The organism is Wolbachia endosymbiont of Listronotus oregonensis (assembly GCF_031205055.1).
Classification (GTDB): domain Bacteria; phylum Pseudomonadota; class Alphaproteobacteria; order Rickettsiales; family Anaplasmataceae; genus Wolbachia.
This window is the reverse complement of record NZ_CP102118.1, coordinates 1,555,720-1,567,375: the sequence shown is the minus strand read 5'-3', so window position 1 is coordinate 1,567,375 and position 11,656 is coordinate 1,555,720. Positions and strand designations below refer to the sequence as shown.

The window sequence follows — 11,656 nt, the reverse complement described above, 5'->3', positions numbered from 1 at the left end:
GCAAAGGTTTAAATTGTCAAGATGCATGCACATCGAACATTGCAGACCAAAATTTGGGGAGATTTAAAGAAAATATAAAAATACTCTTAAAGTTGATATTTAAAGGGGAATTTGACGTTCACTATAACCCTGGGGTAGCGAAGAAACACTAAAGGATTATTTCTTTTTTGATTATTTCCATCCAACTGCAGAACTTCATCATGAAGTTGGTAATGAAGTGTATGAGTTGATTTGACACAGTTTTTTGAACATTCCCTAGATCCCAGTGTCCCTATGATGTCATCCCAGTGCTTGACACTGGGAACCAGAAAAGTTTGCTTGTGAACAAGCAAACTAGCACAGAAAGTGATTACAACATTTTCGATGAGATTATATGGAAAACTGGATCCCAGTGTCTGGGCACTGGGATGACATCGTTTACTATGTGCCATATTGCAATGTTCGTACAGCTGTGAGTCACGCACTTTGCTTCAATATTTGCACATTAGCCACTCCTCTGAACAGATACAGTCAGTTTAGCTATAACTTCCTAAGTTTGCTCACAATCTCTTGACTTGACCATATGTTTTTTTCCCAAATGTTACTATCTTCCTCCTTTTCCTTTCTCAATTTGTGCAACCATTTCCTTAACACTTACTTGTGTGGGGGGGATTTTTTCTGACATGAGATTTTGGATAATTTTGCTGTTATGTGTTTCGTTGCAGATCTTTTATTCTCTGTTAGAAATGAATGAGATTGTTTTTTCTTCACACCGATATCCGCTTGTGCTGCTGGGGTAGTTTTGCTTTCAGCAAGCCGTACATTAGCATTTCCTTTTGCTTGATTTTGCTCAAATTTTTCTTTTAATGCCTTTACTTTACTGCCCATCTCGCGATTAGCTCCTCCTTTCATAGTAGCTGCTGCTACTTTTGGTATCGCCTTACCAGCAGCTTTTTGTGCTGATTTCCTATTGTCTTGATTTTCAGATTTTAGTGGTACTGTAGGTTTACTTTAGCTGATTTTTTAAGAATTACTTCTATACTTTTGGCTCTGTGCTTACTTTTTTATCAGCACGGTTTAGATTTTTAGGCTTTGGCGGTACTGCAGGTTTATCTTTGACTACCACTTTCGATTCTTGTCTAACTTCTTGACCAGTAGTAAACATTTTTTTTGGCACTTGCGATGCTCTTGGTGGTTTTGGTAGTACGAGGGATTGAGGTTGTTGTTTCTGCTTACGTTTTCTTTTTGCCTCTATATGTTCTTTAGAAACTGTTGCATAAATTGGCTCTTCTTTGGGCGATTTTGAACTCTGCGAATTTTCTATTAAAATTTTACTCTTCTTCTCTTATAATTTGATATGTCTTCATATTCATGCTCTTCATTTAATAAACTTCCATAGCCTAAATCTTCTCTCTGCTCATATAAAGGATTTTCCTTTTGCTTTTTCTCTTATAATGTGATATGTCTTCATATTCATGCTCTTCATTTAATGAACTTCCATAGCCTGAATCTCCTGCTTGTAGATCATATAAAGGATTTTCTTCTTGCTTTGACGCTGTTCTATCCTCTAAGTTCACTCCATACAATCTATGTTCCTCCTGATTTTTTTTACTTTGCTCTAAATCTGAAATTTTCTTTAAAACATTTAGGTATTCGAATGTTATTTTTTCAGCAAGACTGGGCAATTTATCATTAGCAAAATTTCTTATATCGTTATCCTGAATTGAAGCATCTTTTCCCAAGATTTTATTAAATGTTTCCTTGAATATTCCAAAAAAACCTGATGGCTTTTTGTTCACCGGTTCTATATAATTATTCAAGTCACTACATATAACAAACTTAGCTACATCTTCTGCCTTATCTGTAAAACTCTCTAATGTCTGGGATAAATCTCTCACTGTTTTATTATATTGTTCACCAATATTTTTCAGCTTTATAGCTTCTATCAAGGAGTCGAGATTTTTTTTATAGTTCTCACTTTTAAATGGATCATTCATACTAATTACAGCTCATTATTTATTAAAATATAGATCTAAAATATTAAGATCTAGTAAATATTACTTTTGTAATTCATGTAGAACTATAGCTATAATAAGTAATACGTCATACCGCCGCGGTATCTCTTAGCCGCTAACACGTAGCGGGATGACGATTGTCAGGGTGTCATCCCAGCGCCCCTATGATGTCATCCCAGTGCGTGACACTGGGATCTAGTCTTTATCATGCAGCCACTTATTTAAAGTTAAGTTTTCTGGATTCCAGTGTCTGGGCACTGGGATGACACCTGTAGCCCTACGTCATACCGCCGCGGTATCTCCAGATCCGCTAACACGTAGCGGGATGACGGTTGTCGTTTAGCCATAAATATTTAAGAAATTTACCAAACGAAAAAAAAGGCAAAAGAGGCCCTGGTCATTGTCTATTTTCTGTATTGGCGTTTTTTTAAGTCTTAAACACTGCAATTTAGCTGCTTTTAAGTGCAGCTCACCTTAGTTCAAATGTTTAAGAAATTTACTAAGCAGAAAAAAAGGCAAAAGAAACCCCGTGTTAGCTAGTTATCACTCTCTAATCCTGCAAATTGGCGTACTATACTGTCTTAAACGCTTTATAAGCGCGTTTCAGCTTGTGTAGGTAAAAACCTAGAAATGTTGTGAAGACATAAGGTGCACATAGTGCAAAAAATTAAAAATAAGACGCCAACTACGTTGTTTTTTTGCTGTTTAATCTGCACAGATGAAGATAACTGAATACCTTCAGTTTCATGATAAGGGGGCTGACGGAGTTTGTCAAGTAGGTTTTATGGCCTAGCGTCACGCGCTGGAATGACAATTTCGATTATTTCATACATTGACTTCGGTAAATCCAAATTATATTAGCTACATCTAACGAATTTTACACTTGCTAAGATTGCGCTATTTGAGTATCTTTAACTGAAAGAAGTTATTTTTTATCCAATATGAAAAAAGCCTTTATATTCACATCCTTAATAGCAGTTGTATTAATAGTCATTACTTTTTTGTATAAAAACAGCGGAACTGACAATTCACAAGTAGTGAATGTCTATTCATCGCGCAAAGAAGAATTAGTACGTACTTTATTTGATGAATTTACAAAAAATACAGGCATTAAAGTACGTTACATCATTGATGATTATTCTCAGCTACTTTCACGCATGGAAAATGGCGGTGAAGCTGACTTGCTTTTAACTGCAGATGCAGTGAACCTGATTTTGGCAAAAAAAAGAGGGCTTTTATCTCAAGTGGATTCAGAGATTTTAAAAAGTGTTATACCTGCAAAATTTAGAGATAGTGAAGATTATTGGTTTGGCCTTACAAAAAGAACCAGAATATTAGTTTATAATAAAGAGTCAGTAAATCCTAAAAACTTAAGTACTTATGAAGATTTAGCAAATGAAAAATGGAAAGGAAAAATATTAGTGCGTTCTTCTACAAGTCCATATAACCGGTCATTGATTGCTTTTATGATTGCAAATAATGGTTTTGAAAAGACGAAAGAATGGGTAAGTGGAATTGTGAGTAATATGGCAAGAAAACCAAGTGGTGGTGATACTGACCAAATTTATGCTGTAGCTGCTGGTGAAGGAGATGTTGCAATAGTAAATAGTTATTACTTTGCAAGAATTCTTTCATCAGAAAATAAAAAGAATGTTATAGACAAACTAGGGGCTTTTTTCCTAATCGCAATGATCACGGCGTAATGGTAAACATCAGTGGTGCAGCAGTAACAAAAAACGCAAAAAACAGGGAAAATGCTATAGTCTTATTGGAATTTTTAGTAAGCAAGCAGGCTCAAGAGCTATACGCTAAAAAAAACCAAGAATACCCTGTTATTGAAGGCGTTGAAACTTCCGATATACTAAAGTCTTGGGGAAATTATCCACAAAGTGATTTACCTCTAAGTGAACTTGAGAAGCATCTTCTTGAGGCTGTTATGATAGCGGATGAGTGTAAGTGGAAGTAATCCCCAGTGCCACTGAACACTGGGATGAAAGATTTATGCTAATGTACCTTACTCTTGACTCGCTGAACTTTTTCTTCCTTCTAACTTAATTTTGACTTTACTATCTTTTTCTGTTCTTTCACCAAAACAATTGCTGCACAAAGGTCTATTGAAAAACAATAATAAGAAAGTAGAATAGGTTCAAGTAGTTGAAAAGGAAACTATGCACAAGAGAAGGAATTTGTTAAACATTCAGACCTTACAGTCGATGATGTAGAAAATATAACTAAGTTTTGAAATAGCAGCAAAAAGCCTTGGAGCAAATGTTGTAACTTTGCCAATAAGATCTTCTTCTATTAACAAGGGAGAAGATCTAAAAGACATGATCAAAACATTAAATGCAATGAATCCTGACTATATAATAATCAGGCAAAAAAATAGCGGTATTGTTAATATGCTGGCTAAGAATGTTAGCTGCTCGCTAATCAACGCAGGCGATGGAAGCAGTGAACACCCAACTCAAGCTCTTGCAGATTATCTTGTAATCAGCAGTCATAAAAAGCAAATAAAGGATCTCAAAGTTGTGATATGTGGAGATATTCTGCACAGCAGAGTTGCAAGGTCAAATATAAGGTTGCTAAAAATGTTTGGAGCAGAGATAAGCTTGGTCGCACCACCAACTTTGATTTGTAAGCATTTTCCTGAAGTAGATTCAGTCCATTATTCATTAATTGAAGGTATAAAGGATGCTGATGTAATCATGCTTTTAAGACTGCAGAAAGAGCGCATGAATAATAGTTGTTTTGTTCCTTCAGAGAAAGAATATTTTCATTTGTATGGACTTGATTCACAAAAGCTATCATACGCAAAACCAGATGCGATTGTTATGCACCCAGGGCCAATAAATAGAGGGATTGAGATTAGCAGCGATGTAGCAGATTGTGTTATTTTACAGCAAGTAGAATTTGGATTGGCAATACGTAAGGCAGTGCTGCACTATTATAGGCCTTGTTAATATTAAAAGATGCTACACAACTAATGCGAAAGAAGGGTTTTTTCATGAAATGACGAGAATGGTTTGAGAATGGCCATTAAGATGTTAAGGCCGAGGATATAGTGTGGAAGTTTTTACGAAAGCCTGAAGTCAATCAACAACCTTGCAGAACGGCAAATTAGACGGCTATCGTAAAAACAGCTTTTTCACCTGGTTGGAACGTGGGGAAAGGTTCGTGGAAGAATGTTGTCGATATTTTTGACATCACGTCTCAATGGCCAAAATCCCTTCCAAAAGTTACGACTGCTTAGTTCTTTATTCATTCTCACAATCCGTGAACGGTTACTTGTTTTTAGCGTTAAGCAGCAAAATTAATAATTTGAGAATTTTCCTGAAAAAACTTACCACAAACTGGTCACAATTTTCTGTGAAAGACAGATATAGAAAGACTAGAGTATCCACCTTAAGTTCATTGAATTTTCTTACCTTTGCTTCTTAACTTGACGCGTATAGTTTATTTAACGCTCCCTAAGTTCGCCATTGCCTGAACGGATACAATTATTTTAACTATAAAAGCGTTTTACTTTTTGCTCAGCATATCCATCATAACTGGCTTACTTTTAGTGATTCATGGAGTTAAAAAAGTCAGCATTGCTCTTTGTTAAAAGTAGTTTGTCACGTAAAAATTCCATTGCTTCAACAGATCCCATAGGATTGAGTATTCTACGCAACACCCATATTTTATTTAGTATAGCCTTATCAACTAATAGCTCTTCCTTCCTTGTTCCGGATTTTGTAATGTCAATAGCTGGAAATATACGTTTATCAGAAAGTTTTCTATCAAGTATAATCTCAGCGTTTCCTGTACCTTTAAACTCTTCAAAAATAACCTCATCCATTTTTGAACCAGTGTCTATAAGAGCTGTAGCAATGATTGTCAAAGAACCACCATTTTCAATATTACGAGCCGCTCCAAAAAAACGCTTGGGTCTCTGCAGTGCATTTGAATCCACACCACCAGTTAGAACTTTCCCAGACGAAGGAATAACAGCGTTATAAGCACGTGCAAGTCTAGTAATATTGTCAAGTAGGATTACCACATCTTTTTTATGCTCAACCATTCTTTTAGCTTTTTCTATTACTATTTCAGCAAGCTGTACGTGACGGTAAGCAGGCTCATCAAACGTAGAACTCACTACCTCACCTTTTACAGAACGTATCATATCTGTTACTTCTTCAGGTCTTTCATCTATAAGTAACACTATTAATTCTATTTCAGGGTGATTTATAGCTATAGAGTTAGCCATTTGCTGAAGCAATACAGTTTTTCCTGTGCGAGGTGGAGCAACTACTAACGCTCTTTGCCCTTTTCCAAGAGGAGCTACTATATCTATAGCACGCATGCTTAAGCCTTTTTTATCATCACCACTATTACACTCAAGTACTATGCTTTCCTCAGGATAAAGAGGAAGCAAATTATCAAAATGGACGTACTTTCTTAATTCACTGACTTCAGTAGAGTTTATACTTTGAACCTTAGTTAAAGTAAAATATCTTTCTTTATCACCAGGTGGCCTTATTTCTCCACATGCCATATCTCCTGTACGTAAATTAAACTTCTTTATTTGCCCGTTAGAAATATAAACATCATCGGTACTTGGAGCATAATTTGCACTTGCTGAACGTAAGAAACCGAAACCATCAGGCAATATTTCCACTATTCCACTCCCTGTGGTTATGCCTCCTTCTTCGCTCATTTTCTTCATTAAGCTGAATATCATTTCCTGCTTTAGCATTCTACCATTGCTTTTACCGTTAGTTGAAATTTTTCTTTCTTCAGCTAACTCTAACAATTCTTCTGCTGTTTTCTCTTTTAATTCGCTCAGATCTAATGTTTTTCTGTTTTTCTAGTACCTTCATTGACCATCTGTTTTACTGTATCGTTATTGTGAATTTGCTCACTTTTTTCAGGTTGAGCTGTAACCTTTCCTTTTGCCAAAACATCTTCATTGATTGTTGTCATAATCCTCCAAAAATTTTAATTGATGCTTACTAACCTAAAATGTGACTATAAGATAATAAATTAGGCTGAGCTAGTTTTAGTGCGTATTAAGCTTAATTATTATTAAACCCCGTACTTTACTTACATTATACTAATAAACACTAGCAAGTCAAGTTAATTTAATGTTAACAAAGCACAAAAATTTGAGGATTTTCAATAGCTATTCTTTATATTTTTTAACCTTTCTTGCTTCTCTTCTTCTACTTTTGCTTTTTCCACTTCTGCTTCTAAATTTTCTTGACTACATAAGCCAAGTAGTACAGGATCTTGGGGTTTTATATTTTGCATGTTATGATGAGATCCATCTCTTACTTGCTCAACTGTGTAATTTGTTGTACTAATTAATTTAGCTATAACGTTATTATCCAAGATAGGAAATTTTTTTACTAAATAATAAATCGCATCAGGTTTATCTCTACGCCTTGCCGTAGAGGCAAAGCCAAGAATGCTACCAATCGCTTTACTCCTTTTTTTATATTTTTTATAATCAAATTTGGTACACGGTTTGAATTTTTTTTGCAATCATCGATTTCTTTTTCAGTAATTACCCCAGAAATAATAGGGTTATATTTTTCAACTTCTATTTCCTCATCAGCTATGTCTTGTACTTCTTCAAGGGCCAACCTACAGCATTGTGCTATTTGATTAAAAGTTAAACCAGTGTTGTCTACTAACCAAGCAGCTATTTGCATTAGAAACTGTTTATTTCCATCGTTATTGCCCTTAGAAGATTCCATTGACATCAAAAAAGCATCTCCCATTTAAAGTATCCCTTACTGTTATACAGAGCTAAAATATAAGCTATTAAAACTAAAAAAGCATTAATTTTGTCATTCAATGACTTTTTGTTTGTCACTTCCCACCTCTTAAGTTAATTAAATGCGCTTACGTTTAAGCATATTTCAAACGATTCAAAAAAATATTTTCCCTTCTTAAGGTATAGTATAACTTAGTCAAACATATGTTTCTATTTAAGAAAAGAGTTAAATTTTAAGTTAATATATTGTAATATTATATATATTGGCTAATAAAGCAACAGGTTTACAAGAATTAAATTATCACTATTCTATAATTAACCATTAATTAACTGAGTTTAAAATGAATGTTAAAAATTTTTTCACTAAAGTAACCGTTGTCCTTTTAGCTTGCTTATTAGTCTTCATGGGAATTGGCAACCTTTTATCAGGTGATGATGAAAAAGAAGAGGTAGCTAGGGTTGGAAAAGAAGTTATAACGTCAGATGAGTATAAATCACTATATCAAAATTATGAAAAGCAAATTTCTGGATCTGATGCGAGTAGAGAACAAGTAAAAAAGCTGAAATATGATTTGCTTAACGCACTTATAGAGCAAAAACTATTGTTTAACCTAATTAGTGAGCTGGGGTTGACAGTTGAGAAGAGTCTATAAAAAACCATATTAAAAATACCAAATACTTTCAAAATGATAAAGGCGAATTTGACAAAAATAAATTCCATGAAACGCTAAATGACCTGCATATGACAGAGAAAGAGTATATAGCAAAGCTAGAGAAAGTTCTGCCTGCAATGATGTTCATGACTTCGTTATTTAAAGATAATTATCCGGTAACTTTTGGCGAGAGAGTTGATGAGCAGATATACAAAAGTCGCTACCAAACTAGAGTGGTTGATATTGTTAAAATAACTGAAGATGCAGTTACAAACATTCCTGAACCAGATGATCAAGCATTACTTGATTTGTACGAAAGAAATAAATCCCATTTTTATTATCCTGAGTATCGAACTGCGCAATATATTTCCCTAGGCCAAAAGTATTTTGAAGATCAAATCAAGATCTCAGATGAAGAAGTTGATGGTATAATAGAACAACAGGAACTAAAAGATCAAAGAGATGTATTCAATGTAATATTTTCTACCAAAGAAGAAGCTGAGACAGCAAGAAGAGCATTTGAGGAGGGTAAAACAAGCTTTGAACAGATAGTAGGAGAGTTTGGCAAAGCAAAACTTGAGGAAACTAGAGTAAATAATATAACTAAGGATTTTTTACCAGAAGACGTGAGGGAAAAGGTATTTGCTCTCAAAGTAGGTGAAGTAAGTGAAGTTTTAGCAAGCAGTTTTGGTTGGCATATAATAAAAGTGGAAAGTGCGCATCAAATCTCTGATGAAGACTTAGTTGATTTAAAAAAAGACATAAAGTCAGTTCTAACTAACCAAAAGTCTTTTGAAAGAGTCAATGATTTCATAAACCAAGTGAACTATAAGATATACAATGGTTCAGAAATTGAAGAAATATTGAGTGAATATAATTTACCTATACAAACTATTGGTCCAGTAGATGCGAGTGGAAAAGATCAAAGCGGTAATAACGTAGGAGATTCTGGTGATTTGATTTCTTTCATTTTTTCGCGAGAAAAGGATCAGAAAGGTTATTTCAAGGGCGTTGGGGACGCTGTTGTTAGTGTAAAAATCATTGATATCGTTCCACCCAAATTGCAAAGTTTTGAAGAAGGCAGGGCATTAGCGGTAGAGCTTTGGTGTAGTGAGTTTATAAAAGAAAGAATGTTTAAAATTGGGCAAGAGGTTGCAGTTCAACTAAGAGAAAAAACAGATTTGGAAGAAATTCAAGGTGTGGAATTAGTTAAAGGTCAGCAGATGCAACGCAATGAAGTGGATCAACAAAACTACCCCTTTTCTTTTGTAGAAGAGATTTTCAATATGAAAACAACTGGTTCAGTGACAGACCCTATTCAATACAATAATGAAATTATAATAGGTGTTCTAAAAGAAATGCATTCATCAAATGGTAAATTAAACACGCTTGACACCGGAAAACGTGTGATGATATCGCTAAAAGAGCAATTAATTAGCTATCTGGAATCAAAGTATAAAGTCGAAGTTAATCACGCTATACTTGATGATATATAGTCAAAAATCTTATAAGTTGCTTCAAACGCATCCAGTGCCGAGACACACAACTGTACGAACATTGCGATTTGAGAGCAATCTTCACTAGGAAGGATGTCATCCCAGTCTGGGATCCAGGAATTTTATTAAGTATAAAAGTAGCCGTTTTATGTTAAAATACAACGTTTTAATGATTATGAAAAGGCTGGATTCCAGACTGGAATGACACCATTTGCTGTGCAATTTACCTTCAAAAATGAATGTTCGTATAGCTGTGCGCCCGGCGCTGCCCTACATTATTGGTAATTATATTATAAGGTGCAAAAGTTGTATAATTCATTTGACTTAAAACGGCTCATTGTATAAAATTGTGACTAATATATGAATAAAGGTTAACATGGTAGTTAAAATAAGGTTGGCAAGGTTTGGCGCAAAGAAACGCCCTTTTTATAGGATAGTTGTAGCTGATTCACGAGCACCAAGAGATGGGCGTTTTATTGAGAAAATAGGACAATATGATCCAATGTTACCAAAAGACAATAAAAATCGTGTTGTGGTGAAGGCTGATAGATTAAAACATTGGCTAAGCGTAGGCGCGCAAGCAACTGAAAGAGTACTATGGTTCATTAAAAAAGGCATAGTAACTTTAGAAACAGAACCAAAGAAAACAGAAAAGAAGAAAGTAGAGAACGAGAAAGCACAGGGACAAGAAGCATAAGTCTCTTTAAAATGCTAAATACTGATTTAACAAATAATGGTAAATTAGACGATGTCGTATCTTCTGATCTATCAGCTATGAAGGACTTTATCTTCAAAAATGTCAATGATGAAGGTGCTAAGCTTGCTACTGATATTATATCTCATCTTGTTAGTTCAGGTGGAAAAAAAATAAGGCCTAAACTAGTTTTTATTATATGTAAAATGCTAAACTATTCTGGGGAGGATAGGATCAACGTTGCTGCATCGGTAGAGTTTATACACAATGCTACTTTACTTCATGATGATGTGCTCGATGAAAGTGAGGCACGCCATGGAGTTAAAACAGCGAATAAGATTTGGGGAAATAAATCAAGCATTTTAGTTGGTGATCTATTGTTGACTCTAGCATTTAGATGGCTTATAGAGTGTGGAAATTTAAATATTCTCTCTATTTTATCTAAAGCATCGCATTTACTTGTGAAGGGTGAAATAAAGCAGATGACAACACGTTTTGACCCCCACACAGTCAGGGAAAATTATTTTGATATCATTGGAGAAAAGACAGCATCTTTATTTTCTGCATGCTGTGAAGCTGCATCTACAGTATCTGGTGCAACAAATGACGAAACAGAGAGGCTAAAGAATTTTGGTTTTAATTTTGGTATGGCATTTCAAATAGTTGATGATATGCTCGATTATACTGCTAATCAAGGCACTTCTGGAAAACAAGTCGGAAAAGACTTTTTCGAAGGTAAAGTCACCTTACCTGCTATTATAGCATACGAAAAGGGCAGTCCAGCAGAGCAAAAATTCTGGGAAAAATGCTTTTCTTCAGCTAGACACAATTTTGACCAAGCATTACACTATATTAATCACCATAATGCCATTCAGCTTTCTATGGAAAAAGCTAGATACTACATTAATATGGCACAAAATGATATTAGTACTTTTTCTGATTCTTTTTATAAAATTACTTTAATTGACTTTTTAAATGCGAGCATAGAAAGACAAATGTAGCTGGTGCTTGATATTTTCGAATTAATTGCTATATATTTATTAGATTCTTAAGGATAGTGA

At 34.7% G+C, this 11,656-nt stretch carries 6 protein-coding genes and 6 pseudogenes; 7 read left to right on the top strand and 5 right to left on the bottom strand.

Features of this window, described 5'->3' with window-relative positions; translation table 11 throughout:
* Positions 1 to 287: 287 nt before the first annotated feature.
* Positions 288 to 455 (top strand): hypothetical protein, encoded by a 168-nt coding sequence (locus NMD99_RS07910; protein ID WP_265017346.1) that lies wholly within the window; start codon positions 288 to 290, stop codon positions 453 to 455.
* A gap of 178 nt (positions 456 to 633) precedes the next feature.
* Here NMD99_RS07910 and NMD99_RS07905 read toward each other — a convergent pair whose 3' ends face one another.
* The 3 genes from NMD99_RS07905 to NMD99_RS07895 all read right to left on the bottom strand — a co-directional run bounded on the left by NMD99_RS07905 (position 634) and on the right by NMD99_RS07895 (position 1,976).
* The gene (locus NMD99_RS07905; RefSeq protein WP_309166145.1) at positions 634 to 891 is read right to left on the bottom strand and encodes a hypothetical protein; all 258 of its coding nucleotides are present in this window, start codon (positions 889 to 891) and stop codon (positions 634 to 636) included.
* A 124-nt stretch (positions 892 to 1,015) separates the two neighbouring features.
* A complete protein-coding gene (locus tag NMD99_RS07900) occupies positions 1,016 to 1,144 on the bottom strand; it encodes a hypothetical protein (protein WP_309166144.1) in 129 nt (42 codons plus the stop codon).
* A gap of 235 nt (positions 1,145 to 1,379) precedes the next feature.
* Positions 1,380 to 1,976 (bottom strand): hypothetical protein, encoded by a 597-nt coding sequence (locus tag NMD99_RS07895; protein ID WP_309166143.1) that lies wholly within the window; start codon positions 1,974 to 1,976, stop codon positions 1,380 to 1,382.
* A 959-nt stretch (positions 1,977 to 2,935) separates the two neighbouring features.
* On the opposite strand from NMD99_RS07895, the pseudogene NMD99_RS07890 reads away from it, so the two are divergent.
* The 3 pseudogenes from NMD99_RS07890 to NMD99_RS07880 all read left to right on the top strand — a co-directional run.
* Positions 2,936 to 3,960 (top strand): annotated as a pseudogene (locus NMD99_RS07890) (extracellular solute-binding protein).
* A gap of 202 nt (positions 3,961 to 4,162) precedes the next feature.
* Positions 4,163 to 4,954, top strand: a pseudogene (locus NMD99_RS07885) (aspartate carbamoyltransferase catalytic subunit).
* A 325-nt stretch (positions 4,955 to 5,279) separates the two neighbouring features.
* Positions 5,280 to 5,432 (top strand): annotated as a pseudogene (locus NMD99_RS07880) (IS4 family transposase); the annotation flags it as partial.
* A gap of 121 nt (positions 5,433 to 5,553) precedes the next feature.
* On the opposite strand, the pseudogene rho reads toward NMD99_RS07880, so the two are convergent.
* A pseudogene (gene rho, locus NMD99_RS07875) lies at positions 5,554 to 6,956 on the bottom strand (transcription termination factor Rho).
* A 192-nt stretch (positions 6,957 to 7,148) separates the two neighbouring features.
* Positions 7,149 to 7,756, bottom strand: a pseudogene (locus NMD99_RS07870) (cell cycle transcriptional regulator TrcR).
* A 337-nt stretch (positions 7,757 to 8,093) separates the two neighbouring features.
* On the opposite strand from NMD99_RS07870, the pseudogene NMD99_RS07865 reads away from it, so the two are divergent.
* The 3 genes and pseudogenes from NMD99_RS07865 (at position 8,094) to NMD99_RS07855 (ending at position 11,596) form a co-directional block, all read left to right on the top strand.
* Positions 8,094 to 9,901 (top strand): annotated as a pseudogene (locus tag NMD99_RS07865) (peptidylprolyl isomerase).
* A gap of 376 nt (positions 9,902 to 10,277) precedes the next feature.
* The gene (gene rpsP / locus NMD99_RS07860) at positions 10,278 to 10,598 is read left to right on the top strand and encodes a 30S ribosomal protein S16 (protein WP_253307256.1); all 321 of its coding nucleotides are present in this window, start codon (positions 10,278 to 10,280) and stop codon (positions 10,596 to 10,598) included.
* An 11-nt stretch (positions 10,599 to 10,609) separates the two neighbouring features.
* Positions 10,610 to 11,596: a polyprenyl synthetase family protein gene (locus NMD99_RS07855; RefSeq protein WP_253307255.1), complete on the top strand. Its 987-nt coding sequence runs from the start codon at positions 10,610 to 10,612 to the stop codon at positions 11,594 to 11,596.
* The last annotated feature ends 60 nt before the right edge of the window (positions 11,597 to 11,656 follow it).

Coding starts and splice junctions, on each gene's coding strand:
- NMD99_RS07905 (WP_309166145.1), bottom strand. CDS start 891: ATGAAAGGAGGAGCTAATCGCGAGATGGGCAGTAAAGTAAAGGCATTA.
- NMD99_RS07900 (WP_309166144.1), bottom strand. CDS start 1,144: ATGTTTACTACTGGTCAAGAAGTTAGACAAGAATCGAAAGTGGTAGTC.
- NMD99_RS07895 (WP_309166143.1), bottom strand. CDS start 1,976: ATGAATGATCCATTTAAAAGTGAGAACTATAAAAAAAATCTCGACTCC.
- rpsP (WP_253307256.1), top strand. CDS start 10,278: ATGGTAGTTAAAATAAGGTTGGCAAGGTTTGGCGCAAAGAAACGCCCT.
- NMD99_RS07855 (WP_253307255.1), top strand. CDS start 10,610: ATGCTAAATACTGATTTAACAAATAATGGTAAATTAGACGATGTCGTA.